Origin of the sequence: Micromonospora sp. WMMD712, assembly GCF_029581295.1 — a bacterium.
Taxonomy (GTDB): domain Bacteria; phylum Actinomycetota; class Actinomycetes; order Mycobacteriales; family Micromonosporaceae; genus Micromonospora; species Micromonospora carbonacea.
The window spans coordinates 2,024,700-2,047,350 of the sequence record NZ_CP120743.1 but is presented as its reverse complement, the minus strand read 5'-3'; the positions used below and the strand labels follow the sequence as shown (position 1 = coordinate 2,047,350).

20 protein-coding genes are annotated in these 22,651 nt (G+C 73.5%); 7 read left to right on the top strand and 13 right to left on the bottom strand.

Annotated elements, in window-relative coordinates; translation table 11 throughout:
- Positions 1-18: 18 nt before the first annotated feature.
- Entirely contained in the window at positions 19-294 is a 276-nt protein-coding gene (locus O7633_RS08445; protein WP_074474246.1) for a hypothetical protein, read from the bottom strand.
- 47 nt (positions 295-341) lie between these two features.
- Complete coding sequence (locus O7633_RS08440; RefSeq protein ID WP_074474245.1) at positions 342-773, bottom strand: hypothetical protein; 432 nt, start codon at positions 771-773, stop codon at positions 342-344.
- Between the two features lie 467 nt (positions 774-1,240).
- Between O7633_RS08440 and O7633_RS08435 the strand changes: the two genes are divergently transcribed.
- The 4 genes from O7633_RS08435 to ugpC are packed head-to-tail and all read left to right on the top strand — an operon-like array spanning position 1,241 to position 5,472.
- Entirely contained in the window at positions 1,241-2,521 is a 1,281-nt protein-coding gene (locus O7633_RS08435; protein ID WP_178065677.1) for an ABC transporter substrate-binding protein, read from the top strand.
- Complete coding sequence (locus O7633_RS08430) at positions 2,518-3,417, top strand: sugar ABC transporter permease (RefSeq protein ID WP_278127819.1); 900 nt, start codon at positions 2,518-2,520, stop codon at positions 3,415-3,417. Before O7633_RS08435 ends, O7633_RS08430 begins: the two co-directional genes overlap by 4 nt.
- 1 nt (position 3,418) lies before the next feature.
- Positions 3,419-4,252: a carbohydrate ABC transporter permease gene (locus tag O7633_RS08425; RefSeq protein ID WP_074474243.1), complete on the top strand. Its 834-nt coding sequence runs from the start codon at positions 3,419-3,421 to the stop codon at positions 4,250-4,252.
- 11 nt (positions 4,253-4,263) lie between these two features.
- Positions 4,264-5,472, top strand: coding sequence for a sn-glycerol-3-phosphate ABC transporter ATP-binding protein UgpC (ugpC, locus tag O7633_RS08420; RefSeq protein ID WP_282327198.1), 1,209 nt, complete (start codon positions 4,264-4,266; stop codon positions 5,470-5,472).
- A 68-nt stretch (positions 5,473-5,540) separates the two neighbouring features.
- Here ugpC and O7633_RS08415 read toward each other — a convergent pair whose 3' ends face one another.
- From O7633_RS08415 to O7633_RS08375, 9 genes are all read right to left on the bottom strand, one after another.
- Positions 5,541-6,953 (bottom strand): condensation domain-containing protein, encoded by a 1,413-nt coding sequence (locus O7633_RS08415; RefSeq protein ID WP_282327197.1) that lies wholly within the window; start codon positions 6,951-6,953, stop codon positions 5,541-5,543.
- On the bottom strand, positions 6,950-8,308 hold the full coding sequence (locus tag O7633_RS08410; protein WP_282328493.1) for an MATE family efflux transporter: 1,359 nt from the start codon (positions 8,306-8,308) through the stop codon (positions 6,950-6,952). Before O7633_RS08410 ends, O7633_RS08415 begins: the two co-directional genes overlap by 4 nt.
- Before the next feature lie 34 nt (positions 8,309-8,342).
- A complete protein-coding gene (locus O7633_RS08405) occupies positions 8,343-11,936 on the bottom strand; it encodes an SDR family NAD(P)-dependent oxidoreductase (protein WP_282327196.1) in 3,594 nt (1,197 codons plus the stop codon).
- An 11-nt stretch (positions 11,937-11,947) separates the two neighbouring features.
- On the bottom strand, positions 11,948-12,784 hold the full coding sequence (locus O7633_RS08400; protein WP_282327195.1) for an acyltransferase domain-containing protein: 837 nt from the start codon (positions 12,782-12,784) through the stop codon (positions 11,948-11,950).
- A gap of 9 nt (positions 12,785-12,793) precedes the next feature.
- Positions 12,794-13,885, bottom strand: a complete 1,092-nt coding sequence (locus O7633_RS08395) for a hypothetical protein (RefSeq protein ID WP_282327194.1) — start codon at positions 13,883-13,885, stop codon at positions 12,794-12,796.
- 327 nt (positions 13,886-14,212) lie between these two features.
- On the bottom strand, positions 14,213-15,286 hold the full coding sequence (locus tag O7633_RS08390) for a winged helix DNA-binding domain-containing protein (RefSeq protein ID WP_282328492.1): 1,074 nt from the start codon (positions 15,284-15,286) through the stop codon (positions 14,213-14,215).
- Between the two features lie 249 nt (positions 15,287-15,535).
- A complete protein-coding gene (locus tag O7633_RS08385) occupies positions 15,536-15,976 on the bottom strand; it encodes a PRC-barrel domain-containing protein (RefSeq protein WP_282327192.1) in 441 nt (146 codons plus the stop codon).
- 70 nt (positions 15,977-16,046) lie between these two features.
- A complete protein-coding gene (locus tag O7633_RS08380) occupies positions 16,047-16,412 on the bottom strand; it encodes a hypothetical protein (protein WP_282327191.1) in 366 nt (121 codons plus the stop codon).
- Positions 16,406-16,546 (bottom strand): hypothetical protein, encoded by a 141-nt coding sequence (locus tag O7633_RS08375; protein WP_348776321.1) that lies wholly within the window; start codon positions 16,544-16,546, stop codon positions 16,406-16,408. The genes O7633_RS08380 and O7633_RS08375 overlap by 7 nt, the downstream gene beginning before the upstream one ends.
- Before the next feature lie 188 nt (positions 16,547-16,734).
- On the opposite strand from O7633_RS08375, the gene O7633_RS08370 reads away from it, so the two are divergent.
- Together O7633_RS08370 and O7633_RS08365 are read left to right on the top strand one after the other, a co-directional pair.
- The gene (locus tag O7633_RS08370) at positions 16,735-18,114 is read left to right on the top strand and encodes an amidohydrolase family protein (protein WP_282327190.1); all 1,380 of its coding nucleotides are present in this window, start codon (positions 16,735-16,737) and stop codon (positions 18,112-18,114) included.
- A gap of 77 nt (positions 18,115-18,191) precedes the next feature.
- Positions 18,192-19,031 (top strand): helix-turn-helix transcriptional regulator, encoded by an 840-nt coding sequence (locus tag O7633_RS08365; protein ID WP_282327189.1) that lies wholly within the window; start codon positions 18,192-18,194, stop codon positions 19,029-19,031.
- A 314-nt stretch (positions 19,032-19,345) separates the two neighbouring features.
- On the opposite strand, the gene O7633_RS08360 is transcribed toward O7633_RS08365, so the two are convergent.
- Entirely contained in the window at positions 19,346-19,936 is a 591-nt protein-coding gene (locus O7633_RS08360) for an HAD-IA family hydrolase (protein WP_282327188.1), read from the bottom strand.
- A 114-nt stretch (positions 19,937-20,050) separates the two neighbouring features.
- Here O7633_RS08360 and wrbA point away from each other — a divergent pair, with 114 nt between their 5' ends.
- Positions 20,051-20,671: an NAD(P)H:quinone oxidoreductase gene (wrbA, locus tag O7633_RS08355; RefSeq protein ID WP_178065667.1), complete on the top strand. Its 621-nt coding sequence runs from the start codon at positions 20,051-20,053 to the stop codon at positions 20,669-20,671.
- 20 nt (positions 20,672-20,691) lie between these two features.
- On the opposite strand, the gene O7633_RS08350 is transcribed toward wrbA, so the two are convergent.
- On the bottom strand, positions 20,692-22,611 hold the full coding sequence (locus O7633_RS08350; RefSeq protein WP_282327186.1) for a chorismate-binding protein: 1,920 nt from the start codon (positions 22,609-22,611) through the stop codon (positions 20,692-20,694).
- Positions 22,612-22,651: the final 40 nt, after the last annotated feature.

Below are 22,651 nucleotides of genomic sequence, written 5' to 3'. Positions count from 1 at the left end.
GCCCGCAGCGGGCGCCGGTCAGGCGACCTCGCCCCGCACGATCGCCACCGCCACCCGGCAGAACTCGTCCATGTCCGGCTGGAAGCCGGCCGCGATGTCCGGGTGCAGACCGGACCGGGTCTCGTCCAGCAGCCGCTGGCAGACCTGCTCGACCGGCTCGCCCGCGTAGCTCGACCGGACCCGTCCCGTGGCCGCCTGCAGGGCCGAGGTCAGCTGATCCTCCAGCGGGCCCCGCAGCTTCCGCTGCACGGGGTCGAGCCCGCTCGGATCGAGCGTGACATGTGGCTCCGACATCGGCGCTCCCTTCGTCGGCGTCCGCGGTACCCCACCGCGGACGTCGGTCAAACCACGGCCGGCAGGGCGGCCACCCGCACCCGGTAGGAGAACTCCTCCGCCGGTTCCTCCAGGTACGACAGCCGGCGGATCTGCCGGTCGTCGGTGTAGAGGGCGACGTCGGCGAGGACCCCGAGGTGGGTCAGGCCGATGGTGGCGACCCTCTTCTTGTCCTGCAGCACCGCGCAGATCCCGCCGAGCAGGGTGCTGGCGTCGGAGGTGCGGTGCCCCGGCGGACACCGCAGGGTCAGCTCCACCTCCACCGGCCCGCCCAGCGGGGTCCAGCCGGTGCGCTGGGCCGCCGAGCAGGCCGCCAGGAGCAGGGCCCGGACCCTCGTCGCCTGCCGGTGGCCGGCGGCGAAGATGGACAGGGCTTCGGTCTTCACCGGGGGCAGGCCGCTCACCTCGAACGTCAGGGCGAGAGCGCGGGTGTCCTGCACGACGGCACCTCCTCGTCGTCAACGATCCTGCCCAACCGGTGGACCGGCAGCGGGGGGTTCGCTCGATTACCCACCGTTCGGGCAGGAGGGGGATGGGCCGGAGGCGTATCGACTTCGGCGGCGACGCGCTGGCAGCTGAGTCCGGGGGAACTCCCGGCAAACGCTAGTCGAACCGGCGGAGACCCGGAAGCCTCCCCGCGCACGTGTCCGACCCGCCGGACGGGCCGTGCCACCCGGGTCACCCGGGCATCCGCCGAGGCGGGGGCGTCGGCGGCGAGACGAACCGGACGAACGGCGGTTACGGGTCGCCCGCGTTGCGGGCAGGTTTCGCGCCTGGGCAGGTCGGGCAGTGTTGCCCGCACGAAACGCCCGGGGCGGGTCGGTGTCCGGTCCGCTCCCGACCGTCTCGCCGTGCGCCGGGGCACGGGTGACCTCCCCGGTTCTTCGCCGAAGAGAGGGGGAGGGCGATGACAGATCCGGCCCGACGTCGGCGTCGACCCGCGGCCCGCGCGGCGGCGGCCGCCGCCGCGCTCACGCTGGTCGCGCCGCTGGCCGCGTGCGGCTCCGGCGGCGACGGCGGCACGCCCACCATCAACCTGTACTACCCGCCCGAGCAGAACCTGCAGAAGGTCGTCGACGACTGCAACACCCAGGCGCAGGGGCGCTACCGCATCGCCTACCGGGTGCTGCCGCGCCAGGCCGACGACCAGCGGGTGCAGCTGGTCCGCCGGCTCGCCGCCGGGGACACCGGGATGGACGTGCTCGGCCTCGACGTCACCTGGACGCAGGAGTTCGCCAGCGCCGACTGGATCCGGGAGTGGACCGGGCCGGACCGCGCCGAGGTGGAGGAGGGCACCCTCGCCGGGCCGCTGGACACCGCCCGCTACCAGGACAAGCTGTACGGTGCGCCGAAGAACACCAACGTCCAGCTCCTGTGGTACCGCACCGACCTGGTGCCGGAGGCCCCGAAGACCTGGGACGACATGATCAGGCAGGCCCAGGACCTGAAGGCGCAGGGCAAGCCGTACCAGGTGCTCACCATGGGCGCGCAGTACGAGGGGCTCGTCGTCCTCTACAACACCCTCGCCGAGAGCGCGGGCGGCAGGATCCTCAGCGACGACGGCAAGCAGGCGGTCATGGACGCCGGCACGGTCACCGCGCTCGACCAGCTCCGGCGCTTCGCCACGTCCGGCGTGACGTCGCCGTCGTTCAGCAACGCCACCGAGGACCCGGTCCGGCTGGAGTTCCAGTCCGGCAACGGCGCGTTCCAGGTCAACTGGCCCTTCGTCTACCCGGCGTTGCAGGAGGCCGACCCGGAGCTGGCGAAGAAGGTGAAGTGGGCGCGGATCCCGGGGATCGACGCCGACACCCCCAGCAAGGTCACCATCGGCGGCGTCAACCTGGCCGTCAGCGCCTACTCGCGGCACCCGGCGGAGTCCTTCGAGGCCGCCAAGTGCCTGCGCAACGCCAGGAACCAGAAGTTCTCCGCCGTCAACGACGGCGTGCCGCCGACCATCGAGCGGGTCTACGACGACCCGGAGATGACCGAGGCGTACCCGATGAAGGAGACCATCCTGGAGGAGCTGAAGGAGCCGGCGACGCGCCCGCTGACCCCGGCCTACCAGAGCATCTCCACGGTGATGTCGGCGATCCTGTCGCCGCCGTCGGCGATCCGCCCCGAGCGGACGGCCGACGAGCTGCGCGACGCCATCGCCGACGCCCTGGAGTCGAAGGGGGTGCTGCCGTGAGCCGGCGCGCCCCGCTGAGCGAGAACAAGAAGGCCGAACGGAGGCTCGGCTGGCTGCTCTGCGCCCCCGCCGCGCTGGTCATGGTGCTGGTCACCGCCTACCCGATCGGCTACTCGATCTGGCTGTCGTTGCAGCGCTACGACCTGCGCTTCCCCGCCGAGCGCGAGTTCATCGGGTTGGAGAACTACGCGACCGTGCTGACCAACGAGTTCTGGTGGACGGCGTTCGGGGTCACCATGCTGATCACCGTCGTCACCGTCGCCGTCGAGCTGGTCCTCGGCATGGGCCTGGCGCTGATCATGCACCGGACGCTGGTCGGCCGGGGCGTCGTGCGCACCGCCGCGCTCATCCCGTACGGGATCGTCACGGTCGTCGCCGCGTTCTCCTGGCGGTACGCGTGGACGCCGGGCACCGGCTACCTGGCCAACCTGTTCGGCGACGGCGCGCCGCTGACCGAGCGGGCCAGCTCCCTGGCGATCATCATGCTGGCGGAGATCTGGAAGACCACCCCGTTCATGGCGTTGCTGCTGATGGCGGGCCTGGCCCTGGTGCCGGAGGACCTGCTCAAGGCGGCGTCCACCGACGGGGCGACCGCGTGGCAGCGGTTCACCAAGGTCATGCTGCCGGTGATGAAGCCGGCGATCCTGGTCGCCCTGCTGTTCCGCACCCTCGACGCGTTCCGGGTCTTCGACAACATCTACGTGCTCACCGCCGGCGGCAACGAGACCTCCTCGGTGTCGATGCTCGCCTACAACAACCTGATCCGGGGCCTCAACCTCGGCATCGGGTCCACGATGTCCGTGCTGATCTTCCTCACCGTGGCGGTCATCGCGTTCGTCTTCGTGAAGCTGTTCGGCACCGCTGCCCCCGGCAGCGACGACGGGGAGAGGCGCTGACATGGCCGACACCACCACGCGGGCGAAGCTGCGCTGGGGCCTGCTGGACGTCATCGTCGTCGTCTTCGCGCTGGTCCCGGTGCTCTGGATCGCCTCGCTGTCGTTCAAGACCCCGGCCACGCTCACCGACGGCAGGTTCTGGCCCCGGGAGTGGACGCTGGACAACTACCGGTCGATCTTCGACACCGACCAGTTCGTCCGGGCCCTGGTCAACTCGATCGGCATCGCCCTGATCGCCACGCTGATCGCCGTGGTGCTCGGCGCGATGGCCGCGTACGCGATCTCCCGGCTGGACTTCCCCGGCAAGAAGCTGCTAGTCGGCGTCTCCCTGCTGATCGCGATGTTCCCGCAGGTGTCGCTGGTGTCGCCGCTGTTCGAGATCGAGCGGCAGCTCGGGCTCTTCGACACCTGGCCGGGGCTGATCCTGCCGTACATCACCTTCGCGCTGCCGCTGGCGATCTACACGCTGTCGGCGTTCTTCAAGCAGATCCCGTGGGACCTGGAGAAGGCGGCGAAGATGGACGGCGCGACCCAGGGCCAGGCGTTCCGGCGGGTCATCGCCCCGCTGGCCGCGCCGGGGCTGTTCACCACGGCGATCCTGGTCTTCATCTTCTGCTGGAACGACTTCCTGTTCGCCATCACGCTCACCTCCACCGAGCGGGCCCGCACGGTGCCGGTGGCCCTGTCGTTCTTCACCGGCGAGTCGCAGTTCGAGGACCCCACCGGGGCCATCTGCGCCGCCGCCGTGGTGATCACCGTGCCGATCGTCCTGTTCGTGCTCTTCTTCCAGCGCCGCATCGTCTCCGGCCTGACCTCCGGCGCAGTCAAGGGATAGGTGGTGTAGTCATGGCTGACATCGTGCTGGACAAGGTGAGCAAGTCGTTCCCCGACGGGACCGTCGCGGTGCGGGACGTCGACCTGGAGATCGCCGACGGCGAGTTCGTCATCCTGGTCGGCCCGTCGGGCTGCGGGAAGTCCACCACCCTCAACATGATCGCCGGGCTGGAGGACATCAGCTCCGGCGAGCTGCGCATCGGCGGCCAGCGGGTCAACGACAAGGCCCCCCGGGACCGGGACATCGCGATGGTGTTCCAGTCGTACGCGCTCTACCCGAACATGACCGTCCGGGAGAACATGGCGTTCCCGCTGAAGCTCGCGAAGCTCGACAGGCAGACCATCGACGCCAAGGTCGACGAGGCGGCCAAGGTGCTGGAGCTGACCCCGCTGCTGGACCGCAGGCCGGCCAACCTCTCCGGCGGCCAGCGGCAGCGGGTGGCGATGGGCCGGGCGATCGTCCGCCAGCCGAAGGCGTTCCTGATGGACGAGCCGCTGTCCAACCTCGACGCGAAGCTGCGGGTGCAGATGCGCACGGTCGTGTCCCGGTTGCAGAAGCAGCTCGGCACCACCACGGTCTACGTCACCCACGACCAGACCGAGGCGATGACCCTCGGCGACCGGGTGGTGATCATGCGGGGCGGCGCGATCCAGCAGGTCGGCCCGCCGCAGGAGCTCTACGACCACCCGCGCAACCTCTTCGTCGCCGGCTTCATCGGCTCCCCGTCGATGAACTTCCTGCACGCCGCCGTCGACGACGGGAAGCTGCGCACCGCCATCGGCGACGTGCCGATCGGCGACCGGATCCGTCGCGAGCTGGAGGGCGGCGACGCCCCGCGCGAGCTGATCCTCGGCATCCGCCCCGAGCACTTCGAGGACGCCGAGCTGGTCGACGACGACACCCGCCGCCGGGGCGCCGAGTTCACCGCGCCGGTCGACATCGTCGAGTCGATGGGCTCCGACAAGTACGTCTACTTCACCCTGGAGGGGGAGCGGGCCAGCGCCGCCGAGCTGGAGGAGCTGGCCGCCGACGCCGGGGCCGACTTCAGCGGCGGCGGGGCCAGCCTGGTCACCCGGCTGTCGGCCGAGTCGACCGTACGCGAGGGCGGGGACCGGCGGGTCTGGTTCAACCTGGAGAAGATCCACCTGTTCGACCCCGCCACCGGACGCAACCTGACCCTGCACGAGGGGCGGTCGTCCGGCGCGCTCGGCGGCTCCTGATCCGCGCGGCGGGCCCACGACGACGTGCGCGTGGGCCCGCCGCGCCGGCCGCGCCGGCCCGGCCGGGCTCACCCGTGGTCGACGTCCGCGTACCGGGTGCGGCTCTCCGCGTACCAGGCGGCGACCTGCGCCAGCGGCACGTCCTGGTAGGCGAGCGTCACCGCCGTGCGCTCGAACGTGTCCAGGAACGCCCGGATGTCGCCCGGCGGGAGCAGCGCCGTGTCGGCGAACAGGGAGAGGTGGACCCGTTCGGCGGTGCCCCGGACGCCCATGAACAGCGCCTTGTTCTTCAGGTCGACCCGTTCCGGCCAGGAGAAGGCGCTGTCCGCGGTGCGGGCCGTCAGCTCCTCCAGGGTGGCCGGCGGCCTGGTGGGTCGGCCGGGCAGGTGCGACCAGATGTCGTTGAAGTGGGCGGCCGAGCCGACCCCCGCCTCGTCGGCGAGCGCGGCGACGACGCGGTGGCGGTGCCGCCCGTGGTTGCGGGCCTGGGCGAGGACGGCCGCGCAGTGCTCGGTCAGCGCGGCGAAGGTGCCGGCCGTCAGGTCGACCACGGTGGGGATGCTCTGGCTGAGCGTGCACACCGTGCCGGCCAGTTCGGGCAGCGTGCGGTTGCCCTGCATGATGTCGACCGGGAAGGCGTCGCCGGGGCAGACGCTGCGCATCAGCGCCGAGGTGACGGCGAGCAGCAGCGCCGAGGGGGAGCTGCGGTAGCGGCGCGCCGCCGGGGCCACCGCCAGGGCCACCGCGTCGGACTCCAACTGGCCCCGGAAGAACCGGGGCGTGGCCGGCTGCGCCCGCGTGGGCAGCATCCCGGGGTGGGCGCGGTCGAGCTGCCGCCGGATGAACCGCGCCGCCTCGATGGTGAGCAGTTGGCCCTCGGGCCGGTTCTCCAGCGCCGCCAGGTCCGCCGGTTGCAGGGCCGTCCGCGCGCCGGGGGCGGGCCGGCCGTCGACGCGGGCCCGCAGCAGGGCGGTGAGGTCGGCCACGAGCAGGTCGGCGGCGACGAAGTCGGCGGACAGGTGCGACACGGCGAACGAGAGCAGGATCGGGATGCCGTCCTTCATGATCACCGAAAACCGGATCGGCAGCTCCTTGTCGTGGTCGAACCCCACCTGGGCGGCCCGGACGAGGCAGTCGGTGACGATGGTGGTCCAGTCGGTGTCGTCGTCGGTCGGCCGGTCGCACAGCTCGACCGGGAGCGTGCCCGACCCGAGCACCTCCTGGGTGGCGTCGCCGCTGGTCGTGGGGCGGTACATCGTGCGCAGCGCCTCGTGCCGCCGCAGCAGCTCGGCCACGCACTCCAGCACGTCGCCGACGCTCAACAGCAGCGGGATGGGCAGCCACCGGGTGAGCACGGCGTAGGAGCGCGCGTCGTCCCAGTCGCGCACGAGGTCCCAGATGACCTCCTGGCCCCAGGTCAGGGGCGCCGTTCGTGGTCGTCCGCCGTGGAACTCCACGTCGGTCGTGCGGATGGTGATCATGGGGAGCTTCGCACCTCCACGGGCGTGGGCGGATGGCCGCGGGCCGGGGTCCGGCGCGGCGTCAGGACGTGCCGCAGGCAGAAGACCGAGTACGCCAGGCCGGTGGTCCAGCTCACGACCACCGCCCACATGACCGCCTCGATGCCGAACGGCCTGCTGAGCACGTACGCGAAGGGCACCTGCACCAGCGCGAAGGCCACGATCGTGCAGACCAGCGGCGCGGTGGTGCGGCGCGCGCCGTTGAGGTAGCCGTGCAGCACGACCATGACGGTGTAGAGCGACAGGAAGGGGAAGATGATCAGCAGGTACTGCCCGGTGACCCGCCGGGTCGTCGGGTCGTCGGTGAACAGGGCGGCCACCGGCCCCCGCGCCAGCAGGACCAGGGCGGAGACCAGCACGGTCAGCCCGACCGTCAGCCCGAGGGCCCGCAGCAGCCCCTGCCGTGCCCGCTCGACGTGCCCGGCGCCGAGGTTCTGCGCCGCGAAGGCGGTGACCGCGCCGGAGAACGACAGGAACAGGATGGCGCTGAACGCCTCGACCCGGGACACGACCGTGAACGCGGCAAGCACCACCTCGCCGTACGGCTCGATGATCCAGACCAGCACCATGATGCCGACGGCGAGGATGACGTGCTGCGTGGCCAGCGGGGCGCCGAGGCGGACCGCGTCGACGAACTCGCCGCGCACCGCGCGCCGGGTCGGCCGCCCGCGCGGCAGCGGGTACGCCCGGGCCGACGCGGCGACCCCCACCACCGTGGCCACGCTGGCGGCGACCGCCGTGGCCAGGGCGGCGCCGGCGATGCCGAGCCCCAGGCCGCCGACGAACAGCAGGGCCAGCCCGATGTTGAGCAGGTTCCCGCACGCCTGCACCCACATCGCCGCCCGCGAGTCGCCCAGCCCGCGCAGGTAGGCGCTGACCGCCGCCGAGCCGAAGATGCCGGGGAAGCCCAGCGACAGCACCCCGATGAAGCGGGCGCACTGCTCGGCCAGGGCCCCGGTGATCCCCATCAGCGCCAGGACCGGCTCGGCGAACACCGTGACCAGGAGCACGCAGCCGAGCGTCCAGCACACCGTCACCGCGGCCAGCGCCACCACGACGTCGCGGCGCTGCCGGTCCTGCCCGGCCCCGCGCAGGTGCGCCAGCCGGATGGTGAACGCCGTGCCCAGCCCGATGAACATCGCGTTCAGCAGGTAGAACAGCGGGCCGCTGGCCCCGACGGCGGCGAGCCCGTCGACGCCGACGTAGCGCCCGACGACGACGCTGTCGACCAGCAGGTAGACCTGCTGGAACAGGCTGGCCACCGCCAGCGGCAGGGCGAAACCGACGATCCGGCGTAGCGGCGGCCCCGTGGTCATGTCGGTCACGACGTCCCCCATCGTGGTCGGTGGCTCACCCGGCGTCCGTGCCGAACTCGCGCAACTCGTCGACGTGGTAGGCGATCTCGGCGGCGGTGCGGTCGGCGAGCAGGTCCGCGACGTCGTACGGCACCCCGTGGCAGACCGCGATGTTGTTGGCCACCGTGGTCGCCATGAGCGAGTCGCCGCCCAGGTCGAAGAAGTCGGCCTCGACGTCGAGCCGGTCGTAGCCGAACGCGAGCGCGAGGCAGCGCGCCACCGACAGCTCGGTGTCGGTGTACTCCCCGCCCGGCCGGCCGTCCAGCTCCACCGCGACCGCCGCGACCGTCGACCGGATCTTCTCGGTGGCCTTCGACAGCCGTTCCTCCAGCGCCTGCATGTGCCGCCCGACGGTGGCCTCGATGTCGGGGCTCAGCCCGACGTCGTACGAGCGCAGCAGGTGGATCAGCTCCCCGGCGTAGTTCAGCTCCCCGGCGAACAGCCGCGACCGGCGCGAGCGCAGCCCCGCGTCGAGGACGGCCAGGCCCACGGCGGTCGGCAGCGCCTTGAACATGGTGTCGCCGTTGGTGCCGAAGTCGACGGCCATGCCGATCTCCTTCCAGGCCACCCAGTCCAGGGCGAGCACGTGGCACCGCCCGCCCGCCCGGGAGCGGGCGAGGTTGTCCAGGTAGTAGTTGGCGGCGGCGTAGTCGGCCTGCCCGGGGGCGGGGAAGACCGACGCGACGGAGGAGAAGTGGGCCACGAAGTCCGGCGGGTCCTCCCGCGTCACCTCCTCCAGGACGAAGGCCGAGTGCAGCTTCGCCCGCACCACGGCGTCGAACTCGTCGAGCCGGCGGAACATCAGGGTGCTGCCCCCGGGCAGCCCGGCGGCGTGCACCACGCCGTCGATGCGGCCGAACCGGTGACGCACCTGGGCGACCGCCTCGGCGAACGCCTTGCTGTCGCCTGCGTCGGCGGACACGCCGACCACCGTGGCCCCCTGCGATTCCAGGTCGCGCACCGCCCGCAGCCGCTCCGCCAGCCGGCCGTCGGACGTGGCCTCCAGCTCGTCCCACTCCTCGCGCGGCGGCAGCCCGGAGCGGCTGAGCAGCACCAGCGTGATGTCGGGCCGGGCGGTGGCGAAGTCCCGGGCGACGGCGAGGCCGAGCGCCCCCGTGCCGCCCGTGATCAGGTAGGTGCCGCCCGCGCGCAGGTACGGCCGGGGCTCCCGCGCGCCGGTGGCGAGCTCGACGTCGGGCACCTCGACGAAGACCTCCCGCAGCCGCTGCCCGCCCCGCAGCACCGACAGGCCGTGCTCGTCGGCGAGGATCTCGGCGCCCAGCGCCGCCGGGGGGACGGCCGCGTCGACGTCGATGTTCTTGACCTTCACGTACGGGTACTCGCGGACCAGCACCTTGCCGAAGCCGACGAGCGCGGCGTTCTCCGTCACCGCGGCGGTGTCCCCCTCGTGCGCGCTCACGGCGCTGCGGGTCAGCACGACCAGGTCGAGCTTCGCGCCGGCCGACATCAGCGCCCTGGCCAGGTGGAACAGGCCGTACAGGTTCTTCGCCGCCCGGCGCTCGACCTCCTCGACGTCGCCCGCCGGGGTGTCCTCGAACGCCAGGGCGTATACCAGGTGGGTGACGTCGCGGTCCTCGACGAGCCGGACGACGGCGTCGAACGACGCGCCGCTGTCGGCGGCGAACACCTCGCCGCCGGGGGTCACCGGCTCACCGAGGCGGAGGACGGCGCTCCCGGCGGGCAGCGCCGGGGCCAGCGTCGCCTCGGCGTCGGTCGCCGGGTCGACCAGGGCGAGCACGGAACCCGCCCGCGTCGTGGCCACCCCGGGCGGCGGTGCCGGCCGCAGCTCGACGTCATGGGTCACGGGGTGCCGCTCGGTGGCGCGTTGCAGCGACATCGTCTGCCGCCAGTCGTCGGGGAACGGCACCCAGGCGGTCGTCTCGTCGAAGACGTACGAGGGGAGCCGCACGATCCGCGGGGCCCGGCCCGTCGCCGGCGCCCGCCAGTCGGCCGGACCGCCCCGCAGGTACGCCCGCGCCGCCTCGGCCAGCGGGCCGGTCACGGGCGGCGGGTCGTCGGCGAGGATCCGCTCCAGCCCGCGCCGCAGGCCGTCGGCGTCGGCGACGGCCAGCGCGATCCGGTGCCGGTGGGCCGAGCGCGACGCCCGGGCGGTGTGGCAGACGTCGGCGATGTCGAGGCCGTCGAGCCCGCCGTCGTCGATGAACCGCAGGTAGCTGCGGATCAGCCCGGTCAGCGAGCGCAGCGTGGCCGCGCTCAACGTGAACAGGTGCTCGCCCGGCTCCGCCGGCGGCACCGGTGCGGCCTCGTGCTCCTCGACGACGACGTGCGCGTTGGTGCCGCCGAGGCCGAAGGCGCTCACGCCGCAGCGCCGCGGGCCCCCGTCCGCCGGCCACGGCCGCAGGGCGGTGGGGACGAACAGCGGCCCCGAGGCGAAGTCGAGGGCGGGGTTGGGGGTGACGAAGTTGGCCTGCGGCGGCAGCATCCGGTTGCGCAGCACGGCCACGGCCTTGAGCAGGCCGACCACGCCGGAGCCCTCGAACAGGTGCCCCACGTTCGCCTTGACCGTCCCCACCGCGCAGAAGCCCTTGTCCGACGTGTGCCGGGCGAAGGCCAGCTTCATGCCCTCGTGCTCGATCGGGTCGCCCACCCGGGTGGCCGTGCCGTGCGCCTCGAAGTAGCCCAGCGTGCGGGGGTCGATCCCCGCGTTCTCCCAGGCCCGCAGCAGCAGGTCCGCCTGGGCCTCGGCGCTGGGGCTGGTGATGCCGTCGGTGTGGCCGTCGTGGTTGACCGCGCTGCCCCGGATCACCGCGTAGATCTGGTCGCCGTCGGCCAGGGCCTGCTCGGTCCGCTTGAGGACCACGGCCCCGGAGCCCTCGCCGAAGCCGGTGCCGTCGGCCGCCTCGTCGAAGGTGCGGGTCACGCCGTCGGACGACTCGATGCCGATGGCCGAGTGCGGGTGCTTGACCGGGGCGAAGACGATCCGCGCCCCGCCGACCACGGCCATCTCGCAGTCGCCGGCCAGCAGCGCGTTCCTCGCCTGGTGCACCGCGACCAGCGTGGCCGAGCAGGCGGTGTCCACGACGAGGCTCGGGCCGCGCAGGTCGAGCAGGTGGGACAGCCGGTTGGCCAGCATGGCCGGGATGTTCCCGGTGATCGCCTGCTGGTTGGCCGACGGGTCGACCCGGGAGAGGTAGTCCAGGTAGGTCGAGCCCGGGTTCGTCGCGAAGCCCACGAAGACGCCGGTTCGGCTGCCGCGCAGCCGGTCGGCGGAGTATCCGGCGTCCTCCAGCGCGAGGAACATGGCGCGCAGCGCCATCCGGTGGTGCGGATCGGTCAGGGCCGCCTGCCGGGGCGTCATGCCGAACACGGCGTAGTCGAAGCTGTCGACGGCGTCGAGGAAGCACCCGTTGTGGTAGTCGATGTCGGTGTCCTCCACCGGCTCGACGGACGTGGCCCGCAGGTAGTGGATGTACTCGCCCAACGTGTCCCGGCGGTGCCGGGGGAACGGCCGGGTGAGACTGACGCCGGCGCTGACGACGCGCCACAGGGCGTCCAGGCCGGTCACCCCCGGCAGCTCCACCGAGGTGCCGACGATCGCGATGCTCATGGTGCGTCCCTTCAGTGGATCCGGCTCACGAGAGCGTTGAGGGTGCTGCCGTTGACCTCGTCGAACCGGGTGACCCCCGCCGCGCGCAGCGTGGCGACGGCGCGTACCCACTGCACCGGCGCGGTCACCTGGCGGGCCAGCAGGTCGGGCCCCCGAGCGGGCGCGAAGACCTCCCCGGTCACGCTGGAGACCACGGTGCCGTGGCCGGTGGCGAACACGCAGTCGCGCAGCTCCGCGCGCAGCTGCGCCTCGACCGGCGCCATCAACGGGGTGTGGAACGGGCCGCTGACGTTGAGCGGGACCACGCGCGCGCCGGGCAGGGCGCCGATGGCCTTGGCGGCCACGGCGACCTCCACCCGGTCGCCGGCGATCGTCGTCTGGGTGTCGGCGTTGAAGTTGGCCACGTGCACGTTGGCCAGGCCCGTCTCCCGCAGGGCGCGTTGGACGAAGGCCGCCGGGACGCCCTGCACCGCGGACATCCCCCCGCCGGTGACCCCCGCCATCAGCGCGCCGCGCCGTTTCACCAGCCGCAGCGCCGTTTCGAATTCGAGCACGCCGGCGGCGACCAGCGCGTTGTATTCGCCGAGGCTGTGCCCGGCGAAGAACGGGTATCCGCCGGATTCCTCGGCGACCTGACGGAAACCGAGCAGCGCATTGACGACGAACACCGCTGGCTGGGCGTGCCGGGTGTCCCGTAGCTTACGTCCGGGATCTCGGACGCACAGTTCTTCGATCGAGTATCCGAGGATGTCGTCCGCCAGCGCGGTGATGTCCGGGAACTGTTCGAAAAGGCCGGCTCCCATTCCCCTGCGCTGCACGCCCTGGCCGGGAAACAGTAGACATCGCATGCTTTCCTCCTAGCGCCCGGGGCGCGAAAACTGTCGGACCGGCTCGAAGCGCAGGCGTCGACCCACGCCGTCGAGGCATTCCCTGGTGAAACGGCGCGCGGACGGCCCCGGGCCGAAGTCCACGACGCGGTCGACCGCGGCGTCGGAGACGGCGTGGCGCGCCGCGAGCTCCCACTCGATCGGGCGCAGCAGCACCTGGGCGAGGAACTCCGCCACCAGGTCCGGCGAGCCCTGGAGGTTGCGCGGGCCGTCGGTGGCGTACACCGGCAGTCGTAGCCGGTCGCCGGCCGGCAGTGGGCCGATGAAGCGGCGGTCGTCGTCGACCCGGCGCGCCGCCGGGGCCAGGCGGGGGCTGTGGAAGGGGATGGTGCTGGGCAGGAAGGCCCAGCTCACGCCCGCCCGCCCGAGGCGGGGCTCGTGGGCGAAGTAGAACGCGAGAAGCTCGACGGGCAGCCCGCTGAGCACGTGCGAGCCGGGGGAGTTGGTCAGGCCCACGGTGAGGGCGCCGCCGCTGCCGTTGAACGCGGCCACCATCGCGTGCAGCTCGGCGCGGGGGACGCCGGACAGCGCGGCCATCGGTCCGGGGCCGTCGCCACGGTGGCCCCGGGTCAGGTACCGGGCCACCGCGGCCGCGTCGGGCACCGGCCCGCCGTCGAGCTCGTCGGCGCGCACCAGGCTGACCGCCACCAGCCGCAGCAGCGCGGACGCGACGCCCAGGAACTCGTCCGTCCGCCGCAGGCGCAGGCCGGCGAGGATGGCAGCGGGCAGCCCGATGCTGTGGCCCAGCGCGCCGACCGCGCCGTCCGGGTGGCCCCGGGCGGGCTGGAGGTGACAGGCCTGGCAGAGGTGGACGCAGATCCCCGCGGCCACCGAGCCCGCCGGCGCGCCACCGGGCGCGCCGAGCCACTGCCGCAGCGTCGAACCGTCCGGGGACAGCCGGGCCCGGGCCGGCGGGTCGAGGTAGGAGGCCACCTCGTCGAATGCGTCGAATGCGGCCTGGAAGAATGCGGCGTTCTCGGGGGCGGAATGCAGTCCGCGGAGCGCGGGGAGCAGATTCTCGTTGGTGCTGCCAATGCCGTCGAAGAGCAGCAACGTACGCACAACCGACCTCGACCTTCCGGTTATGGCATGATTCAACTCAGTTGTGGCTGCGTTGGTTGCGGTGATGCCTCCGGAGCTTCCCGAAACGTGGAAGACCAGGCTGGCGGGGTGTCGAGACGAGACTTTACCAAGAGATCTTTCTCAATGTAAGTGCGAGTGACCCGTGCGATTCTCCGACTCGTATGGTGCCCGCGCGGTGTTTCTGGCGCGTTTCCTGCGCGACAGAGCGGGCGATCGGCCGGTCTCGGGCCAATCCGGGGCCACGGGTGCAGGTCAGGTCGAACACGGGCCATCCACCGCACCGTCGGCGTCGGCGTCGGCGGACGGTCAGGCCGGACCGGGCCACTCCACCGCCGGCGGGAGCCCGACGAACGCCGCGTACGCCGCCAGCGCCGCGTCGACCCGCGCCCGGGTGGCGGCGTCGAGGTCGACCAGCGGGCGCACCGCCACCTTCACCCGCGTCCTGCCCAGCGTCCGCTTCCACGTGCCGGCCACCCGGCCGTCGCGCACCACCGTCGACTGGAACACCCCGTTGCCGCCGGGGACGATCGCCTGCCTGTGCTCCGGGGCGACCATCAGCGACCGGTCCTTGAAACCCAGCAGGTATTCGTCGAAGCCGGGCAGGGCGTGCACGTCGTCGACCGGGGCGCGGGGCGCGTCGAGCAGGGCCGGGTCGGCCACCGCCTCCGCGCCGTCGACCGTCACGGTGGTGAGCGCGTCGCCGGCGGCGGCGATGCCCCGCTTCGCGTCGGTGGCGGTCAGGCCCGTCCAGCCGGCGAAGTCCTGCCGGGTGGTGGGGCCGTGGCTGCGGAAGTAGCGCACCGCCAGCAGGCCGAGGGCCTCGTCGCGGTCGGGGCGGTGCGGGTCTGGCACCCACTCGTCGAGCAGCGCGAACGTCTGCTCCGTGCCGACGTGCGGGGCGATGCAGGTGACGCCCTTCTGCGCCGCATACCACAGCAGGTGGTAGCCGCGTTGGCCGGTCGTGTCGATGCCGGCCACGTCGAGCGTGGCCTGGCACTGCGACCGGGTCAGCCGCGCCCCGCCGGCCAGCGCCGCGCCGAGCACGTCGGCGGCCCGGTCGGCCTCCGCCAGGCTGAGCCCGAGGACCGCCCGGCGGGGCCCGGCGGCGGCCAGGGTGCGCACGCCGGTGACGTCCAGCATCCACCGGGCGTCCCGGGACGGCACCAGGTGCACGGTGCCCCGCATCGGCCAGGTGCGCAGCGCCTCCCGCCGCTCCAGGGCCGCCTGCACGTCGGCCTGCGTCCAGCCGGGCAGCCGCAGCCCGAGCGACCACAGGCCGCTCGCCGCGTCCTGCGCCTGCATCGCGCCGAACCACTCGACGACCCCGGCCACGCTCCCGGGGCGGGCCGTGGGGTGGGGGCGCAGCAGCAGGGCGGTCATCCGCAGCGCGAGCGCCTCCGCGCCGGTGAGCTCCGCCCGGCCGGTCAGCGCCGCCGCCGTTCCCGCGCCGCCCGCCCGCCCACGCGCTCCGCTCGTCGCCACGTCTGCGCCGCCTTCCTCCACCTCGACGGTCAGCATAGGGCCGGTCACCGACACCCGCCGGATCCGCGGCCGGGCGGGCGGATCACCGGGGATCCGCCCGCCCGGGGTCGGGCCGTCCGAGCGGCAGGTCACCGCCGGGGCGTCGGATCAGCGGCGGGGCCGGGCAGACTCGTTCTCGGTGCCCACCAGCAGCCGCTCCTCGGAGCGGGTCAGCTCCGGCCCCCGCGGGTAGCCGGCGGCCTGCTGGCGCGGCGGGGCCGGCGGGGTGGGCGGCGGGAGCTGGTAGTGCGCGTAGAGCTGGGTGAGCTGCCGGGCGTCCAGCGGCTCGTCGGTGCCCGCCTCGACGCTGGGCGCGCCGCGCACGGTCGCCTTGTCGTAGGGCAGGCCCAGCCTGTCCTGTTGCATCCGGGCCGACTGGAGCGGGGCCATCGACTCGTGGTGGCCCATCGTCCCGGTCTTGACGCTGACCCAGGTCGGCTCGCCGGCGGCGTCGGCCCACACCTGGCCCACGCTGCCGATCCTCGCACCCGAGCGGTCCCGGACGTCCTGCCCGTACAGCGAGCGGATCTGCTGCTCGGTCAGTCGCATTGGCTCGTCCTTCCTCTCGTGGGTCACGACGTGGCTACCCGGGCCGCTCCGGAAGCATTCCGGGGCCCGGTCATGAATGGGAGCGCCGCTGACGGCCCTGATCCGGCGGGCGGGTCAGCATGGCGCTGAGCAGCACGAGCGCGTCGGCGGAGGCCGAGCCCGGCTCCGGGTGCCGCACGACCAGCTGTTGACCGGCCGACGCCCGGTCGCGGAACACCTGGTGGCGCAACTCGAGGCGGCCGATGCTGCGGTGCCGGGCGCGCTCCGGATCCCGGTGGAAGCCGTCCGCCTCCGGGTCCAGGAACAGCATCCGCAGCAGGTTGTCGTGCCGGGCGAAACCCTGCCACAGGGCCGCGCCGAGCGCATTGACGGCCAGCACGTCCTGGGTGCGACCGAGCACGTAAGCGGGCAGTGCACCCAGCTGCCCGATCAGCACTCGCAGGCCGCCACCTCGGCCCGCCGTAGCCCGGGGACGCGGCGCCGCCCGGCGTCCGGCAGCTCGGCGGCGGCAGGCGTCAGCCGCTTCCGGTACAGCCGGAGCAACGCGGCGAGGCCCTCGATCGACGTCACGTGATCGAGGTTGGGCGCGGTCGCCGGCCCCGAGGGTGGGTGCGTCACACCCAGGAAATCCTCGTCCTGGTTGCCGGTCGCCGACCCCGCGACGCTGGTTGCAGCCGGTCGTCCGACACGGCGGCGGAGCCCGACGACCGCCAGCGACCGACGCCCGACCTGCCAAGATCGAGAGCAAAGGACTTGAGATGTACGCCGACGACTCCCACCGCGCATCCCAGCTCGCCCAGCTCCGCGACCAGCCCGGGCGGCGCATCCTGCTCACCGGCGCGACCGTGGTCACCATGGACGCGGCGCTGGGTGTCCTGCCCGCCGGCGACGTCCTGATCGACGGCGACACGATCGCCGCCGTCGGCACCGGCCTGGATGCCGGTGACGCGATCGTCGTCGACGTCTCCGGCGCCATCCTGACGCCCGGTTTCGTCGACACCCACCGGCACGCCTGGGAGGCGCAGTTGCGCCGCCTCATGCCCGACGTCGATGATCTCGGCGGGTACGTGACCAGCACGCTCATGGGATACGCACCCGTCTACCGGCCCCACGACATGTACGTCGGCACCCGGCTGGCCGCCCTGACCGCCATCGACAGCGGCATCACCACGATGCTCGACTTCTCCCACAACTCCCGGTCCGCCGCGCACTCCGAGCACGCGATCCAGGCCCTGCTGGACGCCGGGATCCGCGGCGTGCACGCCAGCATGGCCCCGCACTTCGGCGACTGGGACAGGCAGTGGCCCGCGGACGTGGCCCGGCTGCGGGACCGGTACGCCGGTGACCTGCTCACCTTCCGTCTCGCCACCCTGGCCACCGACGAGATCGCCGGCCCCGACCTGGCCTACGGTCCCCGCCTGGCCGAGCAGGCGCGCCGGCTGGGTGTCGGCGTCAGCGTCGACGCCGTCTTCGGTGAGCCGTCCTCGCGCGCGATCCTCGCCTGGCGGCGGCAGGGGCTGCTCGGCCCCGACGTCACCCTCATCCACGCGACCGGCCTCACCGCCGAGGCGTGGCGCGCCATCGGCGACACCGGCACCACCATCGCCCTCGCCCCCACGTCGGACGCCCAGATCGGGCTGGAGACCGCCATCCCCGCCATCGACGAAGCCCTTGCCGTCGGGGTGCGCCCCGGCCTGAGCATCGACGTGGAGGTCGCGCTCGCCAGTGACATGTTCACCCAGATGCGGGCGCTGCACGCCATTCAGCGGATGCGGGCGGTCAACGCCGCCTACGGCACCGGCGGCGAGCCGCGCCGGATCAGCACCTTCGACGTGCTGGACTTCGCCACGGCGCAGGGCGCCCGCACCAACGGACTCGGCGACGTCACCGGGTCGCTGACCCCGGGCAAGCAGGCCGACCTGCTGGTCATCGGGGCCGAGGACATCAACACCATGCCGCTCAACGACGCGATCGGCACCGTGGTGCTCGGCGCCGACGCCCGCAACATCGACACCGTCTTCATCGCCGGCACGGTCCGCAAGTGGGCCGGGCGGCTGCTCGACGTGGACCTGGCCACGCTGCGGGACGAGGTCGCGGCCTCCCGCGACCACATCCTCGACGCGAAGCCCGCAGCCTGACCGGATCGACCCCGAGCCGGCCGGCGGGCCGGCTCGCGTCACCTGCGCCTGCGGAAACGGCGAACTAACCTTCGGTCATGAGCCGTGAGACGCCGCTCGGTGACTTCCTCCGCGCCCGCCGCGAGGCCCTCAAGCCCCACGAGGTCGGCCTGCCGGAATACGGGCGTCGCCGCGTGCCCGGCCTGCGCCGCGAGGAGGTCGCGCTGCTGGCCGGCGTCAGCGCCGACTACTACATCCGCCTCGAGCAGGGCCGGGAGACCAGTCCGTCCCCGCAGGTCGTCACTGCGGTGGCCGCGGCCCTGCGACTGGACGCCGAGGCCACCGACCACCTGCACCGGCTCTGCCTCGACGAGACCCAGCGTCCCCGGCATCACCGCGGCGACGATGTCGGCGGCAGCCTCCGGCAGCTCGTGGAAGGGTGGGCCTCCCCGGCGTTCGTCGTCGGCCCTGCTCTCGACGTGCTGGCGGCCAACTCGATGGCCACCGCCCTGCACAGCGGATTCGCGCGTTTCGACAACCTGGCCCGAATGGTCTTCGTCGACCCGGCCGGCCGCGACTTCTACCGGCACTGGGAGCGGGCGGCGCACAGCTGTGTCGCCGAGATGCGCGCCGCGTACGGCTTCGACCCCGCATCAGTGCGGATCGCCGAGGTCGTCGAGGAACTGTCGCAGGCCAGCGACGACTTCGCCCGGCTCTGGCGGTTGCACGAGGTCAGGGGAAAGTCGCAGGAGCGCAAGCACCTGCGGCACCCGCAGGTCGGTGACCTGCACATCGATCTCTCGGCTTTCACCGTCAACACCGCCCCGGACCAGCAGCTCGTCGTCTACCAGGCCGAACCGGCCAGCCCGACGGCGGCGGCACTCGAACGGCTGCGGGAACTCACCCCCGCCCGCACGGCGGCCACGCCGCTGGCGTGACGTCCCGACCGGGCCCCGGTGCTCGCGCCGGGCGTGGACCTCGCCGAGGCGTCGGCGGCGCTGGGCTCCCCGGACCGGCCACCGCCCCCTGATCGCGCTACGCCGGCCTCGTCGCCGACGGAGCGCGATCCCCCGTTCAGGTCGACCGGCGCGCCGGCGGACGGCCCGGGCGGCCGGCGCCGGTGCGATCAGGATGGCGCGCGACGGCCCGGTGGGGACCCGCGATCCGTGGAACTTGCGCAAAACTTGAGCCAGCCAGCCAGCCAGCCAGCCAGCCGGGCCGGCCACCCGCCGCCCCGCGTCGCCGCGGCCGGTCAGCCCCGCCGGGGCTGCGGGACGCGCACCGAGGCCATGCCGGCGGCGGTGGCGGCCTGGATGCCCAGGTCGGCGTCCTCGAAGACCAGGCAGGCCGCCGGTGGCACGCCCAGCAGCCGGGCGGCGAGCAGGAACGCCTCCGGGTCGGGCTTGGGCCGGGCGTAGTCGCCGGCGCAGACCAGGGTGTCGAACCGGTCGAGGATGCCGAGCGCGCCGAGGGACGCGGTGACCGACTCCCGGGTGCTGCCGGAGACCACGGCGAAGGGCACCCGCCCGTGGGCGTCGTCGATGTGCCGCAGCACCCCGGGCACGCCGGTCGCCGTCGGCAGGAGCTCCTGGTAGAGCGCCTCCCGGCGGGCGGCGACGGCCTCCACCGGCATCGTCAGGCCGTGCCGGGCGTTGAGGTCGGCGACGATGTCGGCCACCGGCCGCCCGGCCCAGGCGTAGAAGAGGTCCTCGGGCAGGTCGCAGCCCCACTCGCCGAGGGCCCGCCGCCAGGCCGTGTGGTGCTGGGGCATCGAGTCGACGATGGTGCCGTCGCAGTCGAACAGGTACGCCCGGAACTCGCCGTCGGGCAGGGGCAGGATCACCGCACCAGGCTATCGCCCGGCGGACGCGGGCCGTCCGGCACGCCCGCCGGCCGACGTTTGACGCCGCAGGCGACGGGTAGTCGCCAGGGCTGACCGGAGAGCGAGGAGGACCCGATGGAGGGCCGGATCAAGGTCGCCGTGATCTACTACAGCGCGACCGGCATCACGTATCAGATGGCGCAGTCCGCCTGCGAGGCCGCCGGCGAGGCCGGCGCGGAGGTCCGCCTGCGCAAGGTGCGTGAGCTCGCACCGGACGAGGCGATCCGGTCCAACTCGGGCTGGCAGGCGCACCGCCTCGAAACCCAGGACGTGATGGAGGCCGAGCCGGACGACCTGTCCTGGGCCGACGTGGTGATCCTCGGGTCGCCCACCCGTTACGGCATGGTCGCCGCCCAGCTCAAGCAGTTCATCGACACCACCGGCCCGCTGTGGGCGCGCGGCGCGCTGGCGGACAAGGTCTATTCCGCGTTCACCTCGACGGCGACCTCGCACGGCGGCCAGGAGTCGACCCTGCTGTCGCTGCTCACCGTCTTCTACCACTGGGGCGGCGTCGTCGTCACCCCCGGCTACACCGACCCGAGCCAGTTCGTCGCCGGCAACCCGTACGGCGCCTCGCACACCAGCAACAACGGCGAGGTCCCGCCGGACCACGTGGCGCTTGCCGCCACCGCGCTGACCGCGAAGCGGGCGGTGCAGATCGGCGCGGCGCTGAAGCGGGGCCTGGCCGCCGGCTGACCGCCGGCGGCCGGCGGCCCTCATCCCCGGGCGCGGGCCACGGCCGGCGACCGGCCCGGCGGCACCGACAGCAGGTGGCCCAGCAGGTCGGCCAGGACCGCCAGGCCGTCGCGGCTGAGCACCGACTCGGGGTGGAACTGCACCCCGGCGAAGCCGGGTCCGCGCAGCGCGTGCACCGCGTGGTCGACCGGGTCGCGGGCCAGCTCCACCGGCCCGTACGCGCTGGCCACCCGGTCGGCGTCGGCGACGGCCGTGAACGTGGAGTAGAACCCCACCCGGCGGCTCGTGCCGAACACGCCGACGTCACGCTGCAACCCCTGGTACGGCGCGTCGCGCCGGTGCAGCCGCAACCCGAGCAGCCCGGCGAGCAACTGGTGGCCCAGGCACACCGCGAGGGTCGGCGCGCCGGCCGCGAGCCGCCGGGCGAGCAGCCCGCGCAGGGCCGCCATCTTCGGCTGGTCCACCGCCCTCGGGTCGCCCGGGCCGGGGCCGGCGACCACCAGGTCGTACGCGTCGTCGCCGGCCGGGCGGTGCCACGGGGCCACCTCGACGGCGAGCCCGAGGGCGCGCAGCTGGTGGGCGAGCATGCCGGTGAACGTGTCCTCCCCGTCGACGATCAGCGCCCGGCGGCCGGCCAACCCGGGCAGGGCCACCGCCCCCGGCGGGCGCTGGTCCAGCCAGAACCGGGCCAGCGGGGCGTTGCGGGCGGCCAGCGCGGCGCGGACCTGCGGGTCGTCGGCCAGCCGGGGCGCCGGGCCCGGCCCGAGGTCGGGGGCGTCCGGGCGCAACCCGAGGGCGGCCAGCACCCCGGCCGCCTTGGCGTGCGTCTCGGCCACCTCGCCCTCGGGCGTGGAGTGGCGCACCAGCGTCGCCCCGACCGGCACCCGCAGCTCCCCGCCGGGGGAGATCTCCGCCGTGCGGATCAGGATCGGCGCGTCCAGGGTCTGCCGGCCGGCGTCGTCGCGGCCCAGCAGGGCCAGCACCCCGGCGTAGTAGCGCCGCCCCGTGCGCTCGTGCCGGGCGATGACCCGGCAGGCGTTCTCCATCGGGCTGCCGGTGACCGTCGGGGCGAACATCGTCTCCCGCAGCACGTCCCGCACGTCCAGGCAGCTCTGCCCGGCGAGCAGGTACTCGGTGTGCGCCAGGTGTGACATCTCCTTGAGGTAGGGGCCGACGACCTGCCCGCCGCGCTCGGCGACGGTGGCCATCATCTTCAGCTCCTCGTCGAGCACCATGTAGAGCTCGTCGACCTCCTTCGGGTCGGTGAGGAAGCGCAGCAGCGAGGCGGTGTCGGCGGTGCCGCCGTGCCGGAAGGTGCCGCTGATCGGGTTCATCATGACCAGGCCGTCGTCGACGCTGACGTGTCGCTCGGGGCTCGCCCCGACCAGGATCCGGGTGTCGGTGTGCACCACGAACGTCCAGTACGCGCCGCGCTCGCGCAGCAGCAGCCGGCGCAAAGCGGCCAGGGCGGCGACCAGCGGGGAGCCCTGCACGGTGGCGCGCATCGTGCGGTGGACGACGAAGTTCGCCCCCTCGCCCCGGCCGATCTCCTCGGCGAGCACCCGGGCGACCGTGTCGGCGTACTCGGCGTCGGCGATGTCGAACCCGGCGTCGGCGGTCGCCACCGGGGCGTCGGGCAGGGCGGCGACGACGTCGGCCAGGGGCAACCGGGCGTGCCCGGCGATCTGGAGGCACTCCAGCGGGGTCCCGTCGTCGACGCAGGCGAACCCCCGCTCGGTGACCTGCCGGTACGGCACCAGCGCCAGCGTGCGTGGCCCGGCCGGGCCGTCGGGCAGCGGGACGTCGGCGAGCCGGTCGACGGCGCGTACGGTGCCGGTGAACAGCTCCAGGTGGTCGGCGCCCTCGCGGCGGACGAGCGCGAAGGGGCCGGGGTCGACGCCGTCGGCGACGGCGGCGAGCAGGTCGTGCGGGCGGATCATCGGGTTTCTCCTGGTGGTGGCCGGGCGGCGCCGTCGGTGG

What these genes read in the sequence shown, in the direction of transcription:
- O7633_RS08435 (WP_178065677.1), top strand. Translation starts at nt 1,241, where the DNA reads ATGACAGATCCGGCCCGACGTCGGCGTCGACCCGCGGCCCGCGCGGCG.
- O7633_RS08370 (WP_282327190.1), top strand. Translation starts at nt 16,735, where the DNA reads ATGTACGCCGACGACTCCCACCGCGCATCCCAGCTCGCCCAGCTCCGC.
- O7633_RS08350 (WP_282327186.1), bottom strand. Translation starts at nt 22,611, where the DNA reads ATGATCCGCCCGCACGACCTGCTCGCCGCCGTCGCCGACGGCGTCGAC.
- O7633_RS08390 (WP_282328492.1), bottom strand. Translation starts at nt 15,286, where the DNA reads ATGACCGCCCTGCTGCTGCGCCCCCACCCCACGGCCCGCCCCGGGAGC.
- O7633_RS08405 (WP_282327196.1), bottom strand. Translation starts at nt 11,936, where the DNA reads ATGAGCATCGCGATCGTCGGCACCTCGGTGGAGCTGCCGGGGGTGACC.
- O7633_RS08415 (WP_282327197.1), bottom strand. Translation starts at nt 6,953, where the DNA reads ATGATCACCATCCGCACGACCGACGTGGAGTTCCACGGCGGACGACCA.
- O7633_RS08400 (WP_282327195.1), bottom strand. Translation starts at nt 12,784, where the DNA reads ATGCGATGTCTACTGTTTCCCGGCCAGGGCGTGCAGCGCAGGGGAATG.
- O7633_RS08385 (WP_282327192.1), bottom strand. Translation starts at nt 15,976, where the DNA reads ATGCGACTGACCGAGCAGCAGATCCGCTCGCTGTACGGGCAGGACGTC.
- O7633_RS08410 (WP_282328493.1), bottom strand. Translation starts at nt 8,308, where the DNA reads ATGACCACGGGGCCGCCGCTACGCCGGATCGTCGGTTTCGCCCTGCCG.
- ugpC (WP_282327198.1), top strand. Translation starts at nt 4,264, where the DNA reads ATGGCTGACATCGTGCTGGACAAGGTGAGCAAGTCGTTCCCCGACGGG.
- O7633_RS08445 (WP_074474246.1), bottom strand. Translation starts at nt 294, where the DNA reads ATGTCGGAGCCACATGTCACGCTCGATCCGAGCGGGCTCGACCCCGTG.
- wrbA (WP_178065667.1), top strand. Translation starts at nt 20,051, where the DNA reads ATGGAGGGCCGGATCAAGGTCGCCGTGATCTACTACAGCGCGACCGGC.
- O7633_RS08365 (WP_282327189.1), top strand. Translation starts at nt 18,192, where the DNA reads ATGAGCCGTGAGACGCCGCTCGGTGACTTCCTCCGCGCCCGCCGCGAG.
- O7633_RS08425 (WP_074474243.1), top strand. Translation starts at nt 3,419, where the DNA reads ATGGCCGACACCACCACGCGGGCGAAGCTGCGCTGGGGCCTGCTGGAC.